Origin of the sequence: Enterococcus sp. C102(2024) (assembly GCF_040888205.1) — a bacterium.
Lineage (GTDB): Bacteria > Bacillota > Bacilli > Lactobacillales > Enterococcaceae > Enterococcus > Enterococcus faecalis.
The window spans coordinates 44,539-68,887 of the sequence record NZ_JBFOHH010000003.1; the positions used below are offsets into that span (position 1 = coordinate 44,539).

Annotated in this window: 21 protein-coding genes; 1 reads left to right on the top strand and 20 read right to left on the bottom strand. The window is 39.3% G+C overall.

Annotated features, from left to right (window positions below):
• The first annotated feature begins 237 nt into the window (after positions 1-237).
• On the top strand, positions 238-1,653 hold the full coding sequence (locus AB3I34_RS07740; protein ID WP_010712710.1) for a TrkH family potassium uptake protein: 1,416 nt from the start codon (positions 238-240) through the stop codon (positions 1,651-1,653).
• A 37-nt stretch (positions 1,654-1,690) separates the two neighbouring features.
• On the opposite strand, the gene nifJ is transcribed toward AB3I34_RS07740, so the two are convergent.
• From nifJ to dpaL, 20 genes are all read right to left on the bottom strand, one after another.
• On the bottom strand, positions 1,691-5,224 hold the full coding sequence (nifJ, locus tag AB3I34_RS07745; protein WP_085444094.1) for a pyruvate:ferredoxin (flavodoxin) oxidoreductase: 3,534 nt from the start codon (positions 5,222-5,224) through the stop codon (positions 1,691-1,693).
• Between the two features lie 20 nt (positions 5,225-5,244).
• Positions 5,245-6,663, bottom strand: coding sequence for an NADPH-dependent glutamate synthase (gltA, locus tag AB3I34_RS07750; protein WP_010712712.1), 1,419 nt, complete (start codon positions 6,661-6,663; stop codon positions 5,245-5,247).
• Complete coding sequence (locus AB3I34_RS07755) at positions 6,656-7,513, bottom strand: sulfide/dihydroorotate dehydrogenase-like FAD/NAD-binding protein (RefSeq protein WP_002380635.1); 858 nt, start codon at positions 7,511-7,513, stop codon at positions 6,656-6,658. Before AB3I34_RS07755 ends, gltA begins: the two co-directional genes overlap by 8 nt.
• A 37-nt stretch (positions 7,514-7,550) precedes the next feature.
• Entirely contained in the window at positions 7,551-8,015 is a 465-nt protein-coding gene (locus AB3I34_RS07760; RefSeq protein WP_002382673.1) for a flavodoxin, read from the bottom strand.
• Positions 8,016-8,250: 235 nt separating this feature from the next.
• Complete coding sequence (gene yqeB / locus AB3I34_RS07765) at positions 8,251-9,081, bottom strand: selenium-dependent molybdenum cofactor biosynthesis protein YqeB (RefSeq protein ID WP_010712714.1); 831 nt, start codon at positions 9,079-9,081, stop codon at positions 8,251-8,253.
• Positions 9,045-9,800 carry a selenium cofactor biosynthesis protein YqeC gene (gene yqeC / locus AB3I34_RS07770; protein ID WP_010712715.1) on the bottom strand — a complete coding sequence of 252 codons (756 nt, stop codon included), beginning with the start codon at positions 9,798-9,800 and terminating at the stop codon, positions 9,045-9,047. Before yqeC ends, yqeB begins: the two co-directional genes overlap by 37 nt.
• A complete protein-coding gene (locus AB3I34_RS07775; RefSeq protein ID WP_010712716.1) occupies positions 9,788-10,045 on the bottom strand; it encodes a DUF3343 domain-containing protein in 258 nt (85 codons plus the stop codon). Before AB3I34_RS07775 ends, yqeC begins: the two co-directional genes overlap by 13 nt.
• Positions 10,046-10,065: 20 nt before the next feature.
• Positions 10,066-10,653 carry a sulfurtransferase-like selenium metabolism protein YedF gene (yedF, locus tag AB3I34_RS07780; RefSeq protein ID WP_002376609.1) on the bottom strand — a complete coding sequence of 196 codons (588 nt, stop codon included), beginning with the start codon at positions 10,651-10,653 and terminating at the stop codon, positions 10,066-10,068.
• Positions 10,654-10,668: 15 nt separating this feature from the next.
• Entirely contained in the window at positions 10,669-11,691 is a 1,023-nt protein-coding gene (gene selD, locus AB3I34_RS07785; protein WP_002384171.1) for a selenide, water dikinase SelD, read from the bottom strand.
• A 15-nt stretch (positions 11,692-11,706) separates the two neighbouring features.
• Positions 11,707-12,855, bottom strand: a complete 1,149-nt coding sequence (sclA, locus tag AB3I34_RS07790) for a selenocysteine lyase SclA (RefSeq protein WP_010712717.1) — start codon at positions 12,853-12,855, stop codon at positions 11,707-11,709.
• Between the two features lie 13 nt (positions 12,856-12,868).
• Positions 12,869-13,450, bottom strand: a complete 582-nt coding sequence (gene mocA, locus AB3I34_RS07795; RefSeq protein WP_002359652.1) for a molybdenum cofactor cytidylyltransferase — start codon at positions 13,448-13,450, stop codon at positions 12,869-12,871.
• Positions 13,451-13,463: 13 nt separating this feature from the next.
• Positions 13,464-16,037, bottom strand: a complete 2,574-nt coding sequence (gene xdh / locus AB3I34_RS07800; RefSeq protein ID WP_010817544.1) for a selenium-dependent xanthine dehydrogenase — start codon at positions 16,035-16,037, stop codon at positions 13,464-13,466.
• 120 nt (positions 16,038-16,157) lie between these two features.
• Positions 16,158-17,165, bottom strand: a complete 1,008-nt coding sequence (locus AB3I34_RS07805) for an XdhC family protein (RefSeq protein ID WP_010712720.1) — start codon at positions 17,163-17,165, stop codon at positions 16,158-16,160.
• A complete protein-coding gene (locus AB3I34_RS07810) occupies positions 17,162-17,521 on the bottom strand; it encodes a winged helix-turn-helix domain-containing protein (RefSeq protein WP_002356595.1) in 360 nt (119 codons plus the stop codon). The genes AB3I34_RS07805 and AB3I34_RS07810 overlap by 4 nt, the downstream gene beginning before the upstream one ends.
• Positions 17,522-17,614: 93 nt before the next feature.
• Positions 17,615-18,934 carry a nucleobase:cation symporter-2 family protein gene (locus AB3I34_RS07815; protein WP_002356594.1) on the bottom strand — a complete coding sequence of 440 codons (1,320 nt, stop codon included), beginning with the start codon at positions 18,932-18,934 and terminating at the stop codon, positions 17,615-17,617.
• A gap of 93 nt (positions 18,935-19,027) precedes the next feature.
• Entirely contained in the window at positions 19,028-19,408 is a 381-nt protein-coding gene (locus AB3I34_RS07820) for a RidA family protein (RefSeq protein ID WP_002362244.1), read from the bottom strand.
• 14 nt (positions 19,409-19,422) lie between these two features.
• Positions 19,423-20,367 (bottom strand): carbamate kinase, encoded by a 945-nt coding sequence (gene arcC, locus AB3I34_RS07825; protein WP_002362589.1) that lies wholly within the window; start codon positions 20,365-20,367, stop codon positions 19,423-19,425.
• A 240-nt stretch (positions 20,368-20,607) separates the two neighbouring features.
• Positions 20,608-21,801, bottom strand: coding sequence for a knotted carbamoyltransferase YgeW (ygeW, locus tag AB3I34_RS07830; RefSeq protein WP_002359643.1), 1,194 nt, complete (start codon positions 21,799-21,801; stop codon positions 20,608-20,610).
• Positions 21,802-21,839: 38 nt separating this feature from the next.
• Entirely contained in the window at positions 21,840-23,165 is a 1,326-nt protein-coding gene (locus AB3I34_RS07835; RefSeq protein ID WP_025189415.1) for a YgeY family selenium metabolism-linked hydrolase, read from the bottom strand.
• Positions 23,156-24,349, bottom strand: coding sequence for a diaminopropionate ammonia-lyase (gene dpaL / locus AB3I34_RS07840; RefSeq protein WP_002356589.1), 1,194 nt, complete (start codon positions 24,347-24,349; stop codon positions 23,156-23,158). The genes AB3I34_RS07835 and dpaL overlap by 10 nt, the downstream gene beginning before the upstream one ends.

A 24,349-nucleotide genomic window follows, 5' to 3' on the forward strand; every position in this document is an offset into this window, starting at 1 on the left:
TTTTAAAGTTGTATCGTTAGACAAACTGACCAATTAGCAATAAGTTGTTTGGGGAACAACCTATTTTTCTATTCTTTCATAAAATATCATGTTCTCGCTTGTTTGTGGATGTTTTCCAATTATTTCTAACGAATTTCTTATTTTTATTTGTCATTTCAAGGATTTTCTGGCAGAATTATTCGTTTGAGGCGAAAAGTTTTGGTATACTTAATTTAATTAGAATTGGGAGGTTATCTAGTGAACCATACACGTTTGCTGTGGCTGGCACAGCGAAAAAGCGATCGATTTATTCGCAAAAATTTTTCATCTATTCAAATCATCGTCGCTTATTACATATTAATGACGGTTATTTCTTATTTATTGTTTTGCCTCCCTATTTTCAGAGAACCTGACTCGCATGTTCCTTTTATTGATTTATTTTTCTTAGCAATCAGTACAGTCAGTGTTACTGGACTCACCACAGTCGATATTAATTCGGTTTTTAATGATCGTGGGATCGTCTTATTGGAGGTTCTTTTCCAAGTTGGTGGCTTAGGGATTATGATGATTTCAACGGTCTTTTTTATTTTATCAAAACGGCGAATCACATTAAAGCAACGTCAGTTAATTATGACTGACATGAATCAGCCGCGACTGAGCGGAATTGTTCGACTGATCCGCACCACTTTTTTGATTTTAATTTGGTTTCAAGTAATCTTCGGCTCGCTCTTTTCGCTTTATTTTTATATAAATGGTTATTATACGAACTGGCGAGATGCGATATTTTATGGCTTTTATCAAGCTATTTCTGCAGTAACTAATTCAGGCTTTGATATTTCAGGTGATTCAATTATTCCTTTTGCTCATGATTATCTCTTTTTACTGGCAATTATGTTCTTGATTTTTATTGGCGGAATTGGATTTCCCGTTTTACTGGAAATTCATGAGTGGTTACATTTTAAGAAAAAGAACTTTCGTAAGAAGAAACGAGGCTTGCCTTTCCGCTTTTCATTGTTTAGTAAAATTGCTTTGCTAGCGTTTATTGTTCTGTTTATTGGTGGGACTATTTTGATTTACTTATTAGAAAAAGATCACCTATTTTTGACAATGAATGAAAGTGGCCGTTGGGTAAGTTCGATGTTTTATTCGATGACTACACGAAACGCTGGCCTCCAAATTAATGATTTAGGGGACTTCCAAATCACAACATTGATTATTTTTTCTGTGTTAATGTTTATTGGTTGTAGTCCTAGCTCTGTTGGTGGTGGTGTCCGAACAACGACTGTTGCGATTATTGGCTTGTATTTGTTAGCTTTTTTAAAAAGTGAAGATGATATTAGCGTCTTTAGCCGTAAAATAGATGACGATGATGTCAAAAAATCGATTGTCGTCTTCATGTTATCTTTGATTATGTGCTTTTTCGCTGTCGTCTTTTTGTCAGCCACTGAAAATCTGCCCTTGATTTCAATCATTGTGGAAGTCGCTTCTGCCTTTGGAACAACCGGTCTTTCTTTGGGCATTACAGACGATTTAACAACAGTAGGTAAATTAATGATTGCCTTATTAATGTTTATTGGACGTATTGGTATGCTTTATACCTTAATGATTTTTGTACCAAAAGAAACACGTGACTTAGGCTACGAATACCCTTCAGAAAAAATTATTATTGGTTAAAAAAAACAAAGCCTCTTACTTGAGAGGCTTTGTTTTTTTATTTTTTCATATGTGTGGCTAGTTTGTTATAACTTTCAGAGCGTTCAATTGCATCTTCTTTAGTTTTATCAAGTAAATGTTCGACTACTTCTTGATTTTCTTTAATTGTATGCAACGCAGAGTAACGTGTTTGTTTTTCAAGAAAATCACGCATTTTGTCAAAATCTGTTTTCTTGTAGTCAATGACCATCGGATCTTTGCCTTTCTTAACTAACTCTGGATTATAGCGATAAAGTGGCCAATAGCCAGATTCAACGGCTTCTTTGGCTTGATCTAACGTCCGAACCATTCCGCCTTTGACCCCGTGATTAATACATGGGGTATAACCGATGATAATTGATGGGCCTGGGTACCGCTCCGCTTCGTCAATTGCTTTAATCGTTTGCATTGAGTTTGCGCCTAAAGCTACTTGTGCAACGTAGACATTCCCATAAGTGATTGCCATCATCCCTAAATCTTTTTTAGAGGTATGTTTCCCACCCGCTGAGAATTTGGCAATGGCTGAAGCTGGTGTAGCTTTAGATGTTTGCCCACCTGTGTTGGCATATACTTCATTATCCATAACAAAAATATTAACATCTTCCCCACTGGCAAGAACATGATCGATGCCGCTAAACCCGATATCATAGGCCCAACCATCGCCGCCGACAATCCATTGACTCGTTTTCACTAGTAAATCTTTTTGTTCGTAAATTTTTGTTAAAAGTGGATCTTCATCGGCTTCTTCACTTAATGCTGCCGCTAGTTTGGTGGCTCGCTGTTGTGTTCCTTCCCCTTCAGCCATGTGTTCCAACCAATCTTTTAACAAGGCTTGTAGTGAATCTGATCCGACATTTTTAGCAAGACTTTCTTCAACCAGACTAGCTAAATGTTGACGTTTCGTTCGATTGGCAATATACATACCATAACCATATTCCGCATTATCTTCAAACAGTGAATTACTCCAAGCTGGTCCTTGGCCACATTCGTTCGTTGTATAAGGTGTCACTGGTGACGAACCACCCCAAATTGATGAACAGCCTGTTGCGTTAGCAATCATCATTCGATCACCAAATAATTGTGTCAACAACTTAATATAAGGTGTTTCGCCACAGCCTTCACAAGCACCTGAAAATTCCATCAATGGCTGATTAAATTGGGAACCTTTAACAGAAAGTTTTTTGACTGGGTTGGCTTTTTGTTTAAGAGTCATCGCAAAGGCCCAATTCATCGCTTGCTCTTTCTGAGTTTCATAAGGTTTCATTAAAATCGCCTTGTCTTTCACAGGGCAAGCCTGAACACAAAGACCACAACCTGTACAGTCTTCTAAAGAAACTTGGATACGATACATCAATCCATCTGTGCCACGCATTTCGCGCATGGCAAAACCTGCAGGTGCTTCTTTCAGTTCTTCTTCATCCGCTAAAAACGGTCGAATAGCCGCATGTGGACAAACAAAGGCACATTCATTACACATCGTACACTTATCCATTTGCCACTCAGGCACTTCTAACGCAATGCCACGTTTTTCATAAGCCGCAGTGCCCATAGGAATGGCACCGCCCTTCATTCCGTTTTCAATCAAATCTGAAACGGTCAGCAGATCCCCTTCTTGACGATTGATTGGTTCTAAAATATTTGTCACAAAAGCTGGAGCTTCCGACTCTTGATTTTCTGGTTCTAAAACAATGGTGGCCCACTCTTCTGGGACTACAATTTCTTGCAGCGATTCAAAGGTAGCATCAATCGCTTGGTAATTTTTTTCAACAATTTCCATTGATTTTTTTCCATAAGTCTTTTTCACTTCTTCTTTAAGTAACGGTAAATATTGCTCTTTCGTTAAAATATCTGTTACTTCAAAAAAGGCAGTAGACATCACTGTATTGATCCGACGGCCTAATCCTACTTTGCGAGCTAACTCAACCGCATTGATAATGTAAAATTTGATTTGGTGCTCCCCAATATATTTTTTTAACTTAGCCGGTAATAAACGATGAACCTTTTCTTGATCCCAAATAGTATTCAGTAAAAACGTTCCGCCATCTTTTAAACCTTTTAACAGGTCGTATTTATGCAAATAGGAAGCATTATGACAAGCGATGAAATCTGCTTGTTCAATTAAATACGTGGAAGTAATTGGCTCTTTACCAAAACGCAGATGCGAAACGGTTAAACCGCCTGATTTTTTAGAATCATAACTAAAGTAAGCTTGTGCATAAAGGTCGGTATGATCTCCGATAATTTTAATCGCTTGCTTGTTTGCTCCCACAGTTCCGTCAGAACCAAAGCCCCAAAATTTTGCTTGGAAAGTAGTATCTGGCGTTAAATCTAAAGTAGGTTCTTCTGGCAATGATTGATAAGTTACATCATCAACGATCCCCACCGTAAAGCGTTGTTTTAATTCTTTAAATGGCAATAACAAATGATCATAGATCGCTTTAATTTGATTAGGCGCTACATCTTTAGAGCCTAACCCATAACGTCCACCAATCACAATTGGTCGATTTTCATGTTGATAAAGAGCGCTTTGAACATCTAACAATAACGGTTCCCCTTCGGCTCCTGATTCTTTTGTTCGATCTAAAACAGCAACCTTTTCTACTGTAGCTGGTAATTTTTCAAGAAGGTTTTCGGTAGGAAATGGACGATATAAATGAATATTGATAAAACCAACTTTGCGTCCTTGTTGATTGAGATAGTCGACTGTTTGTTTGATTACTGGCGAAGCCGACCCCATTGAAATAATGACTTCTGTTGCATCTTCAACCCCATAATAATCGGTTAAATCATACGTTGTTCCACGAAGATTGTTAATTTTTTTCATGTATTTTTGAACAATTTTTGGCATTTCTTCGTAATTTTTATTGACTGTTTCTCTTTGTTGAAAATGAATGTCAGGATTTTGAGCGGTCCCTGAAACAGTGGGATGATTAGGATTCATGCCTCCCATTCTAAAACGAGTTACAGCTTCCTGATTCACCATTTCTTTCAGGTCATCATAATCAATCACTTCGATTTTTTGTAGTTCATGGCTCGTTCTAAAACCATCAAAAAAGTTTACAAAAGGTAAACTACCTTCTAAGCTAGCTAAATGAGCAACTGCCGACAAATCCATTACTTCTTGGACACTCGATTCTGCTAACATACAAAAACCTGTTTGGCGGGTAGCCATCACATCGCCATGGTCACCAAAAATACTCAACGCACTTGTCGTTACTGCCCGAGCCGCCACGTGGAACACAGAAGGTAGCAATTCTCCTGCGATTTTATACATATTGGGAATCATCAACAGTAAACCTTGTGAAGCAGTATAAGTAGTGGTTAACGCACCTGTTTTTAACGAACCATGAACTACTCCCGCTGCCCCAGCTTCTGATTGCATTTCAATAACTTGAACTTTTTGACCATAAATATTTTTTAAACCACTTTCCGCCCATTCATCTACCAACTCAGCCATTGTTGAACTTGGTGTGATAGGATAAATAGCGGCAACTTCTGTAAACGCATATGAAATATAAGCCGCTGCGGTGTTTCCATCCATTGTTTTTTTCATTTTTTCACCTTTTATCTTTCCTAAACATTGCTTGTGACTGTTGTTTTTTGTGTTTTGACATACTGATCAATTGCATTAGCTGCGATTTTCCCAGCGCCCATCGCTAAAATAACGGTGGCAGCACCTGTGACTATATCGCCCCCAGCAAAAACGCCAGGTATTGAGGTTGCTCCTGTTTTAGGATCGGCCTGAATGTACCCCCATTGGTTTAGTTCTATTTCTGGATATGTTGATAACAAGACTCGATTTGCTCCTTGGCCAATTGCCTCGATTACTGCATCAGCAGGAATGGTAAACGTGCTGTCTGGAACCGGTTCTGGCCGTCGTCTTCCAGACACATCTGGTTCACCTAAAACCATTTTGACACATTCAACACCGGCTAGATTTCCTTGTTGGTCATCTAAATAAGCAATTGGATTCGTTAACCAATAATAGTTAATTCCTTCTTCAAGGGAATGGTGGTATTCTTCAATTCTTGCTGGTAATTCTTCTAACGAACGACGATACACAATGTTCACATTTTCAGCGCCTAATCGTTTGGCTGAACGAGCGGCATCCATTGCAACATTCCCGCCGCCAATCACAACAACATTTTTAGCACGTTTAATCGGTGTATCATATTCTGGAAACTCATAGCTATGCATTAAATTGATTCGTGTTAAAAATTCACTAGAAGAATAAACCCCATTTAAACTAGTTCCTGGGATTCCCATAAAGTTTGGTGCCCCTGCACCAACCGATAGATAACAGGCATCAAACTCTGACATTATTTCTTCCATCGTAATCGTTTTACCTACTACCACATTGGTTTCTATTGTTACACCTAAGGCTTCAATACTCGCAATTTCTTCTTTAACAATTTTTTTCGGTAAGCGAAATTCAGGTATGCCATAGGTTAATACGCCGCCAGCTTCATGAAGCGCTTCAAAAATAATTACTTCGTAGCCTAGCTTTGCCAAATCCCCCGCAACTGTTAACCCAGAAGGACCAGAACCGACCACTGCGACTTTCCCTTTTGTTGGTTCTGCTGTTTTCTTAGGAAACATGTGATTTTCTAATGCCCAATCGGCAACTAAACGTTCTAATTTGCCAATTGCCACTGGTTCAAAGTTTTTGGCTTTCCCTAATTTACAAACTTGTTCACATTGTTTCTCTTGCGGACAAACGCGTCCACAAATAGCAGGTAAATTTGTATATTTACTTAAAATATCGGCTGCTTGTTCCATGTTTCCTTCACGAATAGCTAAAATAAATCCAGGAATATCAATCATCACGGGGCATTTAGTAATACAAGGTGCATTTTTACATTGTAAACAGCGAACCGCTTCTTCTTGCCCTTCTGCTAATGTATAGCCTAAGCAAACCTCTTCAAAATTATTCTTTCTGATAGTAGGTGCTTGTTCCGCAATCGGTGTTTTTATACGACTTTTTCTAGCCATTTTTCTCCACCTGCTCTTTCAAACGATCTGTAAAGCAAACTGCTTCTTCTTCCTGATATTGCTTCATTCGATTAATGAATTCATCCCAATTTACTTCATTGCCTTTAAACTCAGGTCCATCAACACAAGCAAATTTCATGGTGCCATCAACAGTGACCCGACAACCGCCACACATGCCTGTTCCGTCAATCATAATAGGATTCAAGGAAACATAAATTGGTAATTGATGTTTTTCAGCTGTCAAGGTACAAAATTTCATCATGATGCTGGGCCCAATCGCCCAACTGCACGCTACAGATTCACGTGCAATAACTTCTTCCATCGCTTCTGTTACTAAGCCCTTTTTACCTAATGAACCATCATCCGTTGTAATGATTAGCTCATCTGAATAACGACGGCATTCTTCTTGTAACAGAACTAACTCAGCTGTTCGTGCTCCCAAAATCGTAATCACTCGGTTGCCTGCTTCTTTTAAAGCCTTGATAATTGGATAAATAGCCGCGATACCAACCCCGCCACCGACAACCATCACCGTTCCATATTGCTTCACTTCTGTGGGCATACCTAAAGGTCCAGTGATATCCAACAAAGAGTCTGAAGTTTTAAGTTGGGAAAGTGCAGCTGTTGTCTTACCGATTACTTGGAAAATAATTCGAATACCGCCTGCTTGTGGATTTGTCTCCGCAATCGTTAAAGGGATCCGCTCTCCCTTTTCGTCAATTCTTAAAATAACAAACTGTCCAGCCTGAGCATGTGTCGCTATTCTTGGCGCTTCCAGCCAAAAATCAAATGTATTACTAGATAATTGAGTCGATTGAAGAATATTAAACATTGAAATACCTACCTTCATCGTTCCTTTTCATTCTGACTCCTACTTTCTTAAACCCTTAGGCAACGCTATCAGATAAAGTTGTGGCGACACTTTTAACAAATGTTTTTAGCATTTCGATGTCTTCTTCTTCTGCATTGTTTTCAATTTCAACTGTTTCAGCTACTTTTTTAGCACCAGCTTTTTCAAAAGCTCCTACAAAATCATGCGCTGATTTACAGAAAAATTCACCATATTCACGATCACCGGAACCAACAACGCCAAATGGCTTACCTGCTAAATCCTTTTCAGTTAATTCATCAAAGAAATCTTCAAATTCAAAAGGCAGTTCCCCATCACCATAAGTATACGTTGCGATAATACAAGCATCTGCATCATCAAAGAAGTCTACATCAACTTCTGAACACTCTTCACGTTCTACTTCAACTCCAGCTTCTTGAAACTGTTCTTCCAAAATCTCGGAAATTTCTTCTGTGTTTCCAGTCATACTTGCATAAACAATTTTTACTAGTGCCATCTTCATTCATTTCCTTTCTTTTTCCTAAATATTTCAATGCATTCAAATGCAATTGTAACCCCTTACATTAATTCCTAAAAAAATAACTTTTACAAATGATTTTATTCACAAACTAATCTAAATAAGTATGTACTCTTCCCCTTTCGAGATAGAGTATTTTTTACTACGTCTTTACTATACCACATTCCAAACCTTTTTAACAATATTTTTAAGGTAAAAAAAATATTATTTAGGTTCTTTTTTATAAAACGTTTTTCCTTCTTCCAATCATAAAAATTGCTTCTAAAACCGCTCCCCCTAATGCACGAGCTTTGTCGGAGATCGTCAAGCAATCGACTTTCTCAACTGGTCGAGGATCTACATCTGCACACTTCAACCCTTGATAACAGGTTACCTTTTCTGAAATCAATCCTCTCAAAGTCCCTGTCAGAGGCGAATAAACTGGAACCTGATCGATAAAGAATAATGCTTCCCCTTTCAACACGAGATCCCCTATGTTTTTAAGGTGGGTAACTTGTCCTGAAGCAGGGGCATGGACAACTCGTTCCGCACTTTTTCCGCCAATTTCACCTGGAATACCTGTATTAGGTAAAGCTGTTCCTTCAAAGTATAAACGTCCCAACCTATGGCCACGCATTGTCTCAATCACAACATCGACATCTTGCGGTGCTGAAAAGCCTGGTCCTAAAGCAATCGTAATCGGTGCCATTCCTCGATGCGTACCTAAATTTTTCTTAGCCAAAATCGCATCGATAACAATCAGTGGTTTCAATTGTTGAATAGCACTTGCTGTTTGATCGACAAAAACAGGCAGCTTATTTTGCTGCCAACATTTCGCGCAATCCTTTAATGAAGTAATTCGAACAGCAACCAAATCTTCCACTCTTTGTTCTTTCCGGAAAATAGCATCACAAACTGAAACAGTCCGCCGAATGGCCAGAGGACATTCTGTTTCTAATACTAGTATTTTAAAGCCAACGTGCCATAATTTTTGGATAACGCCTGTCGCTAGATCGCCCCCTCCGCGAACAATCACTAATTTTTCTTGGATGTTTTGACTGATTTCTCCCATAAAATAAGTCCTTTCTCTAATTCCATATTGCAAGCAATAATTTTGTCTAATTTTTCAAAACAGCTTTTGGGTAACTGAAGACAGACATTCATCGCTTGAACGAACTCTCTTCGCGTATGGGTTTGATTTAAACACAAAATTCGTTTGCCTTGGCTCTCTTTAAACAATCCTTTTGGATGAGCAATCAGTTGAGCTAACAATGTTTCTGTGATTGGTTCTTGTTGTTGCGCATCGGTTAATTCCAAAAAAAGCGGCAACCGATGAATGGTCGTTTCATCTATCTTTTGACCAATCACAGAAATCGGAAGCACACCAATCGTGGTGGTTGTTTCCTTTAATATCACGGGTTCATAAGAGGACCAGCCTTTCAAAGGTCGTTGTTTGGATCCATCCGCTTCTAAAAAAACTTTCGTGAAGTGCTGAAACAATGTTTGAAGCGAGGTCATTGCAGGCATTGTTAGTTTTGTTTGGTTGTTGATAGCTGTTCCTGCTAAAGTGATTCCGCAGATATTCGGCGTTATTTTTTCAAAATGGTTTGTATAAAAATAATCATACAATTGACGTTGGGGAAACCCAATTTTTGTGGTTGTACTAACCAGAACAGCTTCCTTTCGATATGTTTTTGCTAGCGCCCACATTAAGCTTGTTTTCCCACCACTACCAACAATCGACACAATTTCCTTCCCTTGTAAATCAAAACACTTTTTTAAGGAGTCCACAGTTGGTACCTCCTTTCTCCAAGGTCATTTTTCACAGAAAAAATAGAGGCTACGCGTACTTTTGCTTCTTCTAAAAAACATACACTGTGAGTTATTTCCGCTTCATTAATGAGTAAACCGATCCCACAGCCATCCGTCAATGATGGTGGCAAAGTAAAGACGCGAACAGCCACCTTTCTTGCCAACAGTACTTGTTCCGCCTGAACAGCATAATGTGTATTCGGAAAGGTTAGCAAATACTCCATCTTTTCACCTTCTTTTTTTGTTAAAGCGTAATTACTTTAGCCGCTTGATTCATTGTTTCAACAATTTCGTACATATTAGTAATAGAGCCGATGGCTAAGGTGTCTGTTAAATGATAAAAATCTAAACAGGCCCCACACGTTTGAATCGTGGTTCCCTTCTCCACTAATTGTTGCAAATCAGCTAAGGTATTCGCTGCTTGATTCGTTAAAAACGCCCCTCGATTAAAGAATAACAGCTGTGTAGGAACAGTTTCTGCTTCTGATAATGATTGAAGATAACTTTTCATTAATAGTCGTCCTAGCTGCTCGTCTCCAGTACCTAATTGATCGGAGCCAATCGTAATTACTAAATCTGTTGCTGACTGACTTGTTTGTTGCGTCGCTTCTTCAGGTACCGTAATTTTGACAGAGAAAACCGTGTCTTCTATCTGCTTTGCAGTCAAAGTGGCCTGTTTTTTAGCAGCTAATTTTTTCAAATTTTCAACAGCTACTTCGTTATCGACTAAAACTTCGATAGTGCCTCCAGCTAAACCTAACTCCGCCAAGGCTTTTTTTGTTTCAATCACAGGTATTGGGCAAGGTTTTCCCAACGCATCTACTAATTTCATATTTGGCCCTTCTCTCTATAAAAGTACTACTGCTTGTTGTTCTTTTGGCAGAACCTCGCCAATAATTTTGGCAACAGGGTCCTCTTTTTGAATAGCTGCTAAACAGGCTGCCGCTTCATCAGCAGCGACACTAATTAACAGTCCGCCAGATGTTTGTGGATCAAACAAAAGTTCTTGCATTTCCATAGAAATTTTTGAATAATCGATTGTCGTTCCGATTGTTTGGCGGTTTCTTTGCCCAGCTGCAGTGACTAAACATTCTGCGGCGTAGGCCAACGCTCCTGTAATGGTTGGTAATGCTTCTGTATCAATCAGTAATGTTACCTGATTATCAGCCATTTCTTTTGCATGAATTAATAGACCAAACCCAGTCACATCAGTACAAGCATGTACTGCGTAGGATCGAGCATTTGCAGCGGCATATTTATTTAAACGTTCCATCGAATCTTGTGCGATTTTTTGTTCCGTCTGCTTCGCTAATTGCCCCCGAACAGCCGCTTGAATAATTCCTACACCTAATGCTTTAGTTAAAATCAAGACATCCCCCACCTGTGGCGTATTATTATGCCACAATTTTTCTGGATGAACTTCTCCAGTTACCGCTAAACCATACTTGGGTTCATGGTCATAAATCGAATGGCCTCCCGCCAGTAAAGCACCCGCTTCCTTTAATTTTAAGCTGCCACCTAAGAGCATTTGTTCCAACCATTCTTTTGACATCTTTTGTGGAAAACAAACAAGATTTAGCGCATAAAGGACTGTTCCGCCCATGGCATAGACATCGCTTAAAGCATTAGCGACCGCAATTTTTCCAAATGATAACGGATCATTGACCATTGGTGAAAAAAAATCAACCGTTGAAATCAAAGCTTTTTCAGGCGTTAATTGGTAAACCGCGGCGTCGTCGGCATGTTCAAACCCGACGAGTAGCCGCTCATTTGCCGGTGTTTCGGGTAAGTGTTGCAACAATTGGTTCAGTACACGGGATTCAATTTTTGCCCCGCAGCCGCCTGATGTACATTGTGATAAAAAATCCATGCTGTCCGCTCCTTCTCAAATTAGTAGTTCTTGTAAAGCGTGAATTGTCCAAGTAATTTCTTCAGGCGTTGTCTGCCAACCAAAGCTAAAACGTAAGGTGCCAGTTGCTAAAGTCCCAGCTGTTTCATGGGCTAATGGTGCACAATGCAAACCTGCGCGCGTCATAATGCCATATTGTTCTGCTAGTTGCTGTGCCACCACTGTTTCTTCCTGATTCCACAGTATGATAGAAACAACAGGGACAGTTTGTGCCGCATCCTTGGTTCCTAAAATTGTGACAGGTAACCCTGATAAACCATCTAAAAAATTCTGCATTAAGGTTCGTTCGTGCTTTTGAATCGCTGCTAAACCAATTTTATTCAACTCTTTAATAGAACTATTTAAGCTTAAAATACCTAAACTGTTTAACGTACCAGCTTCAAATTTATCTGGTAAAAAAGAGGGTTGATCAAAGGAATTAGAATGGCTACCAGTGCCGCCCGTTATCAGTGGTTTGACCGCTTCAGCCCCTCGCTCACTAAAAGCTAACCCACCAATACCTGCTAATCCATATAAGCTTTTATGTCCAGTAAAGGCTAACACATCAATGGCCATCTGGGTCATTTTTATTGGTAAAAATCCCGCCGTTTGAGCCGCATCCAAAACGGTTAATAATCCTTTCTGTTGAGCCCATTGAAAACATTCTTCAATGGGTAAAATGGTGCCTAAGACATTGGATGCGTGTGTCATCACCAAGGCTTTTGTATTCGTTCGCCAAGCTCGCTGAATATCTTCTACATCTAACAGGCCAGTTTTTTGACAAGCAACATACGTCACTGAAATGCCTCGTTCTTTCTCAAGCAAGTGAAGAGGTCTGGCTACTGCATGATGTTCTAACATAGTCGTAATCACATGGTCGCCAGGTTGTAAAATCCCCGCTAATGCAAGATTTAAGGAAGTTGTTGCGTTATTCGTAAACGTAATCTGAGCCGCACTGGGTGCCTGAAAAAATTCTGCTAACAATTGACGTGTCTCTAAAAGAGGAAGCCCCTCTCTAAGCAAAGGGGCATTTCTTCCGTAATTCATGAACTGATTTTCTGCTAAATAGGCAGTCAAAGCCTCAATGGTTGCTGGAAATTTTTTATAGGAAGTCGCTGCATAATTTAAATAAACCAAGTCCTTCATACGTTTTTCCTCTCTAACTATTGGTTTCTTGAATTAATTTTCTGTACTCTTCTGGCGTATCGATATCTTTTAAACGGCCAGGAGTCGCTATTCTCAGCATCTGAACTGCTTCTGGAAAGCGTTCATAAATCATGCGTCCGCCTGTTTCACCAGTCAATGTTAATAGTTCTTGTCGAAATTGATTACCGAATAATACTGGACTACTAGGACAGCCATCTTTTTGTAATGGCACTACAATTTTATTTCTCTGACATTTATCTAACACGGGTTGTAGCATTTTAGGTGTTAACAATGGTTGATCACTAGGTAAGTATAAATAGCCAGCTCCCCGAGCTTGTTCGGTTCCTAAACGAATACTGCTACTTTGCCCTTCTTGCCATTGATGATTGAGAATCAACTGAATGTTCTTAGGTAAAGGAAACGCTGGCTGATTCTCAGGCGAAACAACTAAAATCCGTTCTAATACGTCTAATTGATTCACTAAGGTTAACGTGTGCTCTAAAAATGTTTTTCCTTGATATTTTAAGAACAATTTATTTTGGCCCATCCGTTGTGAATTGCCCGATGCTAGAATAATGACACTAACGAGTGACATGAGTTGTCTCCTTTTATCTTTTTTTCTTTTGATAAGGGGTATTTTCTAAAGGCAGACTTGGTCGGAGCTGACCATCCAAGGCGAAATATGCGCCTGCTAAAGCTGGTGCGGTAGGGATCGTTGCTAACTCACCTACGCCTTTAATTCCATAGGCTAAACCTTCGTGAAGATTGTCAGCATGAACCAAAATTGTTTCGATTGGTGGTACTTGAGTGGCGTTCACTAATCCTAGCGTTGCATATTTTGCTTTAACATAGCCTTCTTCTAAGGCAAATTTTTCAGTTAAAGCATACCCCATGCCCATCGCAATCCCACCTTCAATTTGACCTTCAGCAGCTCGTGGATTCACCACTTGCCCCATATCATACGCAGCCACAAATTTAGCTACTTTTCCTTTGTCATCTAGAATAGCTACTTCAGCAGCATAACCATAACCAGCATGACTAACTGGACTTTTTTTATCATTAATTAACGGATCCGTTTTCGCTGAATATTCCCCATAAAATTCTTCGCCTTCCAAATCACTTAAAGCACGTCCCATATCAAGCTCATACCGTAATTGCATTGCCGCTCTTCTAGTTGCTTCTCCTGTGAAGAGTGACTGCCTCGAAGCCGTTGTCGTTCCTGAATTCGGTGTTCTTCTCGTATCAGGTGCTTCCGCAACAATCATTTCTGGTGGTAAATTTAATGTTTCACAGGCAATTTGCGTCGTAACGGTTGCCATCCCTTGACCGATACAAGCAGCACTTGTGCGGACATGTATTTTTCCTTCTTCAACAGAAATAATACAACGCCCTGTATCAGGTAGCCCCACACCCACGCCACTGTTTTTAAAGAAACTAGAAATTCCAGCAACTTCCGCTTGTTCATAGACGTCTTTAACTGCTAACAAGGCTTCTTTTAACGCCGCATTTTTCGAGACCAATTGTCCATTCGGTAAAGTATCTCCTGGGGCGACGGCATTTTTAAAGCGTATTTCCCATGGTGATAGTCCGACTTTTTCTGCTAACAAGTTTAAATTACTTTCAATTGCAAAAGCCGTTTGGCAAACACCAAATCCACGAAATGCACCTGCTGGCGGATTATTAGTATATACAGCAAACCCTTCCACATCAATCGTTTGATACTTGTAGGGACCTGCCGCATGTGTACAAGCCCGTTGCAATACTGGTCCTCCTAAAGAAGCATAGGCCCCAGTATCCGCATAAATCACTGCTTTCATTGCAGTTAAATTGCCTTCTTCATCACAGCCGGTCGTAAAGTCCATTTCCATGCCATGGCGTTTGGGATGAACCATCAAACTTTCTTCACGGCTTAGCAGTACTTTTACTGGTTTCTTCAATAACCAAGCGGCTAAGGATGCATGATGCTGAACACTCATGTCTTCTTTTCCACCAAAACCACCACCAACAAGTTTTGATTGAACATGAATTTTTTCCTTGTCCAGACCTAACATCCGAGCCACTTCCCGTTGTTCATCATAGATACTTTGACCCGCACTAAAGAGTAAAATGCCCTCACCTTCAGGCTGTGCAATCGCACACTCGGGTTCCATAAAGGCATGTTCGTTAATTGGTACGGAATAATGTTCTGTCACTACAAACGCAGAATTTGCTAATACTTCATCTGCGTTGCCACGTACCAAGTGTTCATGAGACAAGATATTGCCCTTTTCATGAATAGCTGATGCACCTTCTGCTAAAGCAGCTTCACAAGAAGTAAGCGGTATCATTTCTTCGTAATCAACTTCCACTAAATTTTTTATCTCTGGTAAGGTTTCTTTTCTTTTTGAAACAACGAGTGCCACTGCATCCCCAACATACCGTGTTATTTCTCCTTCTGGAATCATTACATCCCAATCGGAAATAAATTCTAAATGACCAATTTTATTATTTCCTGGAACGTCTTTAGCTGTGAACACAGCCACACAGTCAGGATGCGCCAATGCTTGGGTACTATCGATTGATAGAACTTTTGCACGAGGATAGGCACTCCGCAAAGCAGATGCATGAAGCATTCCTTCTATGTCAATGTCATCTACATAAATCCCTGTGCCTAATGTTTTCTCCACTGCATCGACCCGTTGGAAGTCTTCCCCTAATTTACCATTTGAATGTTCTTCTGGAATGCTCGTTTCTTCACAAAACATTTTAGCAGCTAACTGAATGGCTTCTATTATTTTCACATATCCTGTACAACGACAAATGTTTCCTCGTATAGCTTTTTGAATGTCTTCTTTTGTGGGTTCGAGTTTCTTGTTCAACAATCCTTGTGCCGAAATAACCATCCCAGGGATGCAATACCCGCACTGAACTGCACCCGTTTTTGCGAACGCATAGGCGTAGACATCTTTTTGCCGTTGGCTTAAACCTTCGATTGTCGTGACTTCTTTGCCAGCTAATTTTTCCAGAGTAAACAAACATGCTTTGGAAGCCTTTCCATTCACTAACACCGTACATGCGCCGCAAGAGCCTTGGTTACAACCATCTTTTGTTCCAGTTAGGCCCAGATCCTCCCGCAAAAAGTCCATTAATTTTTTGTTTGTTTCACAGGTTTCACTTTGACCATTTACAATAATTGAATACATTTCTTGCACCTCGATTTCTGATATAGTTTAGTGTTCAATCACCTAGATTATACCACAAATCTTCGTTCTAAAAATTATTTTTTAGCAAAAAAAGTTTTTTATTTAATTTAAAGGTCCTCATTATTGATAGCGCTGTTGAATTAATTCTCCCGCGATGCTAATCGCTAACTCTTCTGGTGTTTCGGCTGCAATGTCTAAGCCAATTGGCATGAAAATTCTTTCAATTTCAGTCATTGTATAACCGACCTCTTTTAACCGTCGAACTTGTGAAGCAATTTTGTGTTTGCTCCCCATCACACCAATATATTTGGCTGGTGTTTCCAATAACTGTTTGGCAACGATGAAATCAAAATTGTGTCCTCTGGTAATTACTATACCATAATCATCCGCCGTTATTTCAATAAACGCAGCTAAATTTTCTAAAGGAATCACCCGTAGTTCCTTAGCTTGTGGAAAAGCTTGTGCCGTCAAAAATTCTGGACGATCGTCCACTACAACGCAATAAAACGATAAATAGTTTAAAATAGGTACCAATGCGCGTGCGACATGACCACTTCCAAAAATATACACTTTCCCTACTTGGAGGATCGCTTCTGTTAAAAAAATTATGTCCTCTTTTTGCTCACAATGGATACCTTTAGGTAGCAAACTTAATTCCCCCTCCCAAGAAGTGGAACCAATCAATTCGCCTGTTTCACTATAAAAGGATACTTTTCCTAAATTGTTTTGATCTAGTTCAGTCATTAACCAACCTTGTTGATTATTTTGAAAATGCGTTTCTATGGACTCACACAACTCTTTTAAAAATGGCGTTTCCCATGAAAGATAATGGAAAAAAATCGTGACATTCCCGCCACAGACCATGCCTAAATCAGCAATATTATTCGGGGCTAAAATAAATTGACGTTGTGCATTTTCTTTCTCAAAAAGTAGCTTTTTTGCCACTTGTTCAGCCTGAAATTCAACCGCCCCACCACCAACAGTTCCGGCTATTCTACCTTCGGCGGAAACCAGCATTCTAGCCCCTTGACTTCGTGGTGTAGATCCTGAACTTGTACCAATCGTTAATAACATCGTGTCTTGCTTTTCCAATATTGCCTGTTTCAAACGCTGAAATACTTCTCTCATTTCAGTTCCTCCGATACTACATCCTGTTCTTTAAATATTTCTTCAAAACATGCCTCTACCTGTTGATACACTTTTTTCTCAAATAAAAGATATTGATCAATCAACTCTTTTCCTTGGTCCGTAACAATTGACCCGCCACCATTACAACCACCAACACTTTTGATAATTAATGGAAAAGATAGCTCTTCTTCAGCTACCCGCACAATCCGCCATGCCTTATTATAAGACATTTTCATCTCTTTTGCCGCTAAGTTTAGTGAACCAGTTTGCTGAATTTTTTGTAAAACTTCGACAACGCCAGGACCAAAAAAGTTCCGATCTGTTTTTAATTTTAAGTTTAGGGAATACGTAAACATCTTCTCCTCCTTTATTCGTTCGTTTTTTTATAGATAACGTAAGGGAAAAAGGATACGAAAGCTTACTCACTTTCGTATCAAAAAAAGCAATCTTCACTCAAGTGCTACGCGCTTTTTTGGTTTTAAAATGACATTTAAAAGGACTGCTACCAAAGTGGTTAAGATAACTTCCGAATTACCGAAAATCGTTGTTACCCAAGTTGGAAAACCAGCTAAGCTTCCAGTAGACAATGTGACACCAATTCCAAATGCTAGAGCTGTTCCGACAACCCCAGTATTTCGAGGAGTCATTTCCTGCGAAGCAATCATCCGAATACCTGTCATAGAAATAGAAGCAAAAACTGAAATCGTTGCGCCACCAATTACTGCGTAAGGAATCGTAGTTAATAATGCAGCTACTTTCGGAACAAAACCAGCAATTAATAATATAACTGAAGCGAAAACCAGAACATACTTATTAATCACTTTTGTTACCGTAACCAGACCAACATTTTGTCCAAAAGTTGCCACTGGGATTGATCCAAATAAACTGCCAATAAAGTTAGTGAAACCACTCCCCATAATTCCGCCAGATAATTCTTCATCCGTTGCATCCCGATCCATTGCCCCAACCGTTGTTGCTGTAAATTGACCGATGGCTTGAACAGCATCAACAATAAACATCACTACAAGCGTAAAGATAGGTACCAGTTGAAAATCCAGTCCAAAATGAAACGGGGTAATTACCTGAACGATTTTAGCATTTTGAACTGGTTCAAAACTAACCATCCCTAAAGCTAAAGAAATCAAATAACCAATAACCATTCCGTTTAAAATTGCGGATAACTTCAAAAATCCTTTTGCAAAATAATTGAAGTAAAAGACAATCGCAAAGGTTAATAATGCAACTAACCAATTCCGGGCTGAACCAAAATCAGCACTACCAGCTCCTCCTGCCATATATTTAATCGCAACTGGAAACAAGGATAGTCCAATGCTTAAAATAACCGTTCCTGTTACTAAAGGCGGAAACAACACACGGATTTTTTTAATGAACAAACCAACAATAATAACAAGAATACTGCCAACTAATTGGGAACCAAAAATTGCTGCAATCCCAAAATCAGCTCCGATGGCCATCAAAATCGGTACATAGGCAAAACTTGCACCCATCATAACTGGTAACCGTGAACCCACTTTTCCAAAAATAGGGAAAAGTTGAATTAACGTTGCAACTGCTGAAAAAATCAATGATGTTTGAATCAAAATAGTCGTATCACTAGGACTTAATTGGCAAACTTTGGCAATCATGATTCCCGGTGTGACAATCCCTACTACTGCTGCGACAACGTGTTGCAATCCCATCGGAATTGCTTCAGAAATTGATAGTTTCGCATCATATTCAAATAATGCTTGCTCTTTTTTTTCATTCATAGGATCGTTTCCTTCTTCTTTTTATTCTAAAAGGATTGTTCCCCTTAATCAGTAAAGAATGCAATCCTTTTTCCCTCAGAAACATCTTAAAAATTATCCTTTGACAGCAACTGCTTCAATTTCAAATAACCCATCTTTAGGCAACTTGGCTACTTCTACACAAGAACGTGCAGGCAAAACTTCTGAAAAGTAATTCCCATAGATTTCGTTAATTTTGCTAAAATCAGACATATGTTGTAAAAATACCGTTGTTTTCACAACATTATCATAGGTCATTTCGACCTCTTTTAAAATCGAACCTAAATTGATAAACGCTTGTTTTGCTTGTTCTTCCACTGTAGTCTTCATTTCGCCCGATTGCGGATCTAATCCTAGTTGTCCAGAAATGTACAACGTATTTCCAGCTAAGACAGAATGTGAATAAGGTCCTACAGCAGCTGGTGCCTGTGCAGAATTAATCATTTTGTTTGTCATCGTTTTCCTCCATTCTATGATTCTTTATTTTCAATTAAAGTCCCTGTTTTTCCAGATAATCCTTCTTTGGCTTTTTCTAATAACGTAATCAATGTTTTTCGACCTGGCTTAGATTCAGCAAACTTAATCGCTGCTTCAACTTTTGGTAACATTGAACCTGGAGCAAACTGACCTTCTTGCGCATATTGTTTCATTTTTTCTGTTGAAACATTCCCTAAGGCTTCTTGATTTTCTTTACCAAAATTAATACAAACTTTTTCAACTGCTGTTAAAATCACGAGCAGATCAGCATCCACTTGTTCAGCCAGTCGTTCACTACAAAAATCTTTGTCGATGACTGCATTTACACCTTTTAGTCGGTTCCCTTCTTGAATGACTGGGATGCCACCACCGCCGCCAGCAATGACTGTTTGGCCAGCATCAACCAATGTTTGAATCGTGAGAAGTTCGACAATATTTTTTGGTTTAGGAGAAGCGACGACTTGGCGATAACCACGGCCAGCATCTTCCATCACTTGTATATTTTTTTCTTTGACTAATTGTTCTGCTTCTTCTTTTGTCATGAAGCGACCAATTGGTTTCGTTGGTTTTTTGAACGCCGGATCATTTTCATCCACGACCACTTGAGTGACTATGGTGGTGACGGCTTTACTTATATTTCGCTGACGCAACTCTTCTTGTAGCGCATTCTCTAAATCATAGCCAATGTAACTTTGACTCATGGCTACGCACATGGATAACGGAACAACTGGATATTGTGGATTATTAAAGGAAAATTCTTCCATAGCTAATTGAATCATCCCCACTTGAGGACCATTGCCATGAGATAAAATAACTTCATATCCTGCTTCAATCAAATCTGCAATCGCTTTGGAAGTCTGTTTTACAGCAGTCATCTGCTCCGTCAAATTATTTCCTAAAGCATTGCCACCTAAAGCTACTACGACGCGTTTGCCCATTGCTTCACCTCATTTTCTGTTTTATAAAAAGGACGATGCTTTTTCTTTTTCACAACGAGTTTTCGTATTAACTGTCTGTTGTCGTTGCATGAAGTCAACGCACATGACTAAGCGTTCTTGACTCGAGACAATCACACATTCATGAATAGACTTGGGAAGGTCTTATTTGTTCATGTTGAAGAGGCAACTTCTAATGATTCATTGTGTAAAGAAAAAGCATCTGTCTTCATGCCAAATTCATTATTTTACTTCTCTTGGTGTCGCTTTATCCGCTAAGTCTGTTAAGGTTTTTTGCGGATTTTTTACTTTACTTAAGAAAATCATAGCCGCAATAACATACGGTTTGTAGCTAGCTTCTTTGTAAAGTTCGACCCGATAACGATCGAAAACAGAAGCTTCCACTTCACCTTCTTCACAACTTACACCAGTAATATCAGCTGGTAGACAATGCATATACAAAGCTTTGCCGTCTTTCGTTGTTTTCATCAATTCTTCTGTACATTCCCAATCTTTGTGCTTTTTATTTTGAGAAAGTAATTCTTGTTCTAATTGATCAATTCCTGCTTGGTCACCATTGCCATATAATTCAGTTCGCTTTTCCATTGCCGCAAAAGGTGCCCAGCTTTTCGGATAAACAACATCCGCGTCTTTGAATGCTTCTGCCATACTATTCGTTTTAGTAAAGTTTCCACCAAATTCTGCCGCATTTTTCTTCGCAACTTCTTCTACTTCTGGCATAATTTCATAACCTTCTGGATGTGCTAAGACGACATCCATTCCTAAACGGGTCATTAGACCAACAATTCCTTGAGGAACAGATAATGGTTTTCCATAAGATGGTGAATACGCCCAAGTCATGGCAACTTTTTTCCCTTTCAGGTTTTCAATGCCACCAAATTCATGAATTAAATGCAACGCATCCGCCATTGCTTGCGTCGGATGGTCAATATCACATTGTAAATTCACTAACGTTGGGCGTTGTTCTAATACCCCATCTTTATATCCTTCTTGGACAGATTCTGATACTTCGTGCATGTAAGCATTGCCTTTACCAATGTACATGTCATCACGAATACCAATGATATCAGCCATAAAAGAAATCATGTTTGCTGTCTCACGAACAGTTTCTCCGTGAGAAATTTGGCTTTTTCCTTCGTCTAAATCTTGAACTTCTAAGCCCAAAAGATTACACGCTGAAGCGAAACTAAAACGTGTTCTTGTAGAGTTGTCGCGGAATAAAGAAATCCCCAAGCCACTATCAAAGATTTTAGTTGAAATATTATTTTCTCTTAAATAGCGTAATGTATCGGCAACTGTAAAAACAGCTTCTAATTCATCTCTTGTTTTTTCCCAAGTTAGGAAAAAGTCATTTTCGTACATTTTTTCAAATTCTAATTTATCTAATTTCTCAATATATTCTTTAAACGTTTCCATTCCATCTGCTCCTTTTTGCTTATCTAATAATCCTTTACTTAACCACAATAGACCGTTGGTAATGCCGCATAAACGGCTGCACAACGAACCAGATCATCTTTCCAAGTTTTTTCATTTGGTGCATGTGCTTGTGCTTCCGCCCCTGGCCCGAAACCAATACAAGGAATGCCATTACGTCCCATAATTGAAACGCCATTTGTTGAGAAGGTCCACTTATCTAACAATGGGCGTTCTTGACGCATTTCCACTGTTTCTACAGAGCCTTTCCGTGTTTCTCCATAGAGATTTTTATGCGTTTCCATCAAGGCTTTTGTTACATCATGATTTTCTGGAATGACCCACGTTGGGAAATAACATTCAATTTCATAAGTTAAATCAGTATAAGAAGGACGATCATAGTTGTACATTGAAACCGTCACATCATCTCCATATTTTTTAACAGCTGGTAAATTGCGAATTTCTTCTAAACAACTTTCCCAAGTTTCTCCAGCAGTCATTCGACGGTCTAGTGAAACGGTACAGCCATCCGCAACAGCACACCGACTTGGTGAAGAATGGAAAATTTGCGAAACAGTCACCGTACCACGTCCTAAGAAACGGGCTTCTTGCCACTCTGGATTGTACTTAGGATCTAACATACGAACTAAACCACGAATCGCTGTGCTTTCTGTATCTCCATTGTTGTTTAAGGCACGAACATCTTGTAAGATATCCGCCATTTTGTAAATGGCATTATCTCCACGTTCTGGTGCTGAGCCATGACACGAAACGCCTTTGACATCAACTTTAATTTCCATGCGGCCTCGTTGACCACGATAAATCCCACCATCTGTTGGCTCTGTTGAAACAACAAATTCTGGACGGATACCGTCTTCTTTGATAATGTACTGCCAGCATAAGCCATCACAGTCTTCTTCTTGGACAGTGACTGTTACTAAAGCAGTATATTTTTCTGATAATAGACCTAAATCTTTCATGATTTTAGCGCCATAAATAGCCGAAACAATCCCGCCTTCTTGGTCAGACGTACCGCGACCACCGATCTCAGTTTCTGTTTCATAGCCATCGTAAGGATCAAATTTCCAGTTACTCATTTCACCAATTCCGACAGTATCCATGTGCCCATCAAAAGCAATTAATTTTTCACCAGACCCCATATAACCAAGTAAATTCCCTTGAAGATCAATGTCAATTTTATCGAAACCTAATTTTTCCATTTCGGCTTTTGCTCGCGCAATTTTGTTGCCTTCTTCTGCACTTTCTCCTGGAATTTTGACAAGGTCTCTTAAAAATTTGACCATATCTTCTCTGTAACCTTCTGCTGCTGCATTTACTGCATTAAAATCCATTCCTTTTACCTCCATAAAATTTTTTTATAATTGTCTGGATCAGTGTCTCCTTCGGTAGAAAACATTAAAACGTTTGACGTCTCATCCAGTTGCAATGCCTCACGTAATTCTTGATAGTCGGGATCTTGCATCACTGTAGCTACTAAGCCCATTGCTACTGCCCCAGATTCGCCTGATACAACTTGCGGATCCCCTTTTAATGGCGCGCCCAACATACGCATTCCTTTTTCAGAAACCCAATCTGGTGCTGAAACAAAGAAGGATGTATGATTTTTTAGAATATCAAAAGAAATCGTATTAGGTTCTCCACATGCTAAGCCAGCCATAATTGTCTGTAAATCACCATCGACAAAGCGAATTTCTCCGTCTTTTTTAATTGCTGATTGATATAAACAGTCAGCCGCCTGTGCCTCAACTACGACCATAATCGGTGGGTTTTCTGGAAAAGCATTAGCAAAATAACCAATCACCGCCCCAGCTAAACTGCCGACACCAGCTTGAACAAAAACATGACTAGGTCGTTCAGAGCCAAATTTTCTTAATTGTTGAGAGGCTTCTAACGCCATCGTTCCGTATCCTTGCATAATCCAAGTTGGAATTTTTTCATATCCGTCCCAAGCGGTGTCTTGAACCATGACACCGTTTTCAGTTTCTTCGGCCATTTTATTAGCCATTCGCACACATTCATCGTAATTAACTTCTTCGATTGTGACGGTTGCGCCTTCTTTTTCAATATTTTCTTTTCTCGTCTGTGTTGAACCCTTCGGCATGAGTACAACTGATTTTTGGCCTAATTTATTCGCAGCCCAAGCGACTCCTCGTCCATGGTTACCATCAGTTGCTGTAAAAAACGTAGCTTGTCCAAAAGCTGATCGTAATTGATCAGAAGTTAATTCATCATATGTTAGTTCCGAAACATCTTTCTTTAATTTTTCGGCAATATAGTTAGCCATGGCAAACGAACCACCTAAGACTTTAAAAGCATTTAAACCAAAGCGATAAGATTCATCTTTAACAAAGAAATCATTTAACCCCAGATACGCGGCCATATGATTCAATTCTGCTAATGGTGTTTCTGAATACTGTGGAAAACTTTTGTGAAAAGCCAAAGCTTTCTCAATTTTTTCTTTAGACATCAGAGGTAAGTACTTATCCTCCGTCTTCGGCATTTCATTTGCTGTCCATTTAATTTTTTCCAA

What these genes read in the sequence shown, in the direction of transcription:
- nifJ (WP_085444094.1), bottom strand. Translation starts at nt 5,224, where the DNA reads ATGAAAAAAACAATGGATGGAAACACCGCAGCGGCTTATATTTCATAT.
- gltA (WP_010712712.1), bottom strand. Translation starts at nt 6,663, where the DNA reads ATGGCTAGAAAAAGTCGTATAAAAACACCGATTGCGGAACAAGCACCT.
- AB3I34_RS07755 (WP_002380635.1), bottom strand. Translation starts at nt 7,513, where the DNA reads ATGAAGGTAGGTATTTCAATGTTTAATATTCTTCAATCGACTCAATTA.
- AB3I34_RS07760 (WP_002382673.1), bottom strand. Translation starts at nt 8,015, where the DNA reads ATGAAGATGGCACTAGTAAAAATTGTTTATGCAAGTATGACTGGAAAC.
- yqeB (WP_010712714.1), bottom strand. Translation starts at nt 9,081, where the DNA reads ATGGGAGAAATCAGTCAAAACATCCAAGAAAAATTAGTGATTGTTCGC.
- AB3I34_RS07775 (WP_010712716.1), bottom strand. Translation starts at nt 10,045, where the DNA reads ATGGAGTATTTGCTAACCTTTCCGAATACACATTATGCTGTTCAGGCG.
- yedF (WP_002376609.1), bottom strand. Translation starts at nt 10,653, where the DNA reads ATGAAATTAGTAGATGCGTTGGGAAAACCTTGCCCAATACCTGTGATT.
- selD (WP_002384171.1), bottom strand. Translation starts at nt 11,691, where the DNA reads ATGGATTTTTTATCACAATGTACATCAGGCGGCTGCGGGGCAAAAATT.
- sclA (WP_010712717.1), bottom strand. Translation starts at nt 12,855, where the DNA reads ATGAAGGACTTGGTTTATTTAAATTATGCAGCGACTTCCTATAAAAAA.
- mocA (WP_002359652.1), bottom strand. Translation starts at nt 13,450, where the DNA reads ATGTCACTCGTTAGTGTCATTATTCTAGCATCGGGCAATTCACAACGG.
- xdh (WP_010817544.1), bottom strand. Translation starts at nt 16,037, where the DNA reads ATGTATTCAATTATTGTAAATGGTCAAAGTGAAACCTGTGAAACAAAC.
- AB3I34_RS07805 (WP_010712720.1), bottom strand. Translation starts at nt 17,165, where the DNA reads ATGAGAGAAGTATTTCAGCGTTTGAAACAGGCAATATTGGAAAAGCAA.
- AB3I34_RS07810 (WP_002356595.1), bottom strand. Translation starts at nt 17,521, where the DNA reads ATGTTTACGTATTCCCTAAACTTAAAATTAAAAACAGATCGGAACTTT.
- AB3I34_RS07815 (WP_002356594.1), bottom strand. Translation starts at nt 18,934, where the DNA reads ATGAATGAAAAAAAAGAGCAAGCATTATTTGAATATGATGCGAAACTA.
- AB3I34_RS07820 (WP_002362244.1), bottom strand. Translation starts at nt 19,408, where the DNA reads ATGACAAACAAAATGATTAATTCTGCACAGGCACCAGCTGCTGTAGGA.
- arcC (WP_002362589.1), bottom strand. Translation starts at nt 20,367, where the DNA reads ATGGGCAAACGCGTCGTAGTAGCTTTAGGTGGCAATGCTTTAGGAAAT.
- ygeW (WP_002359643.1), bottom strand. Translation starts at nt 21,801, where the DNA reads ATGGAAACGTTTAAAGAATATATTGAGAAATTAGATAAATTAGAATTT.
- AB3I34_RS07835 (WP_025189415.1), bottom strand. Translation starts at nt 23,165, where the DNA reads ATGGAGGTAAAAGGAATGGATTTTAATGCAGTAAATGCAGCAGCAGAA.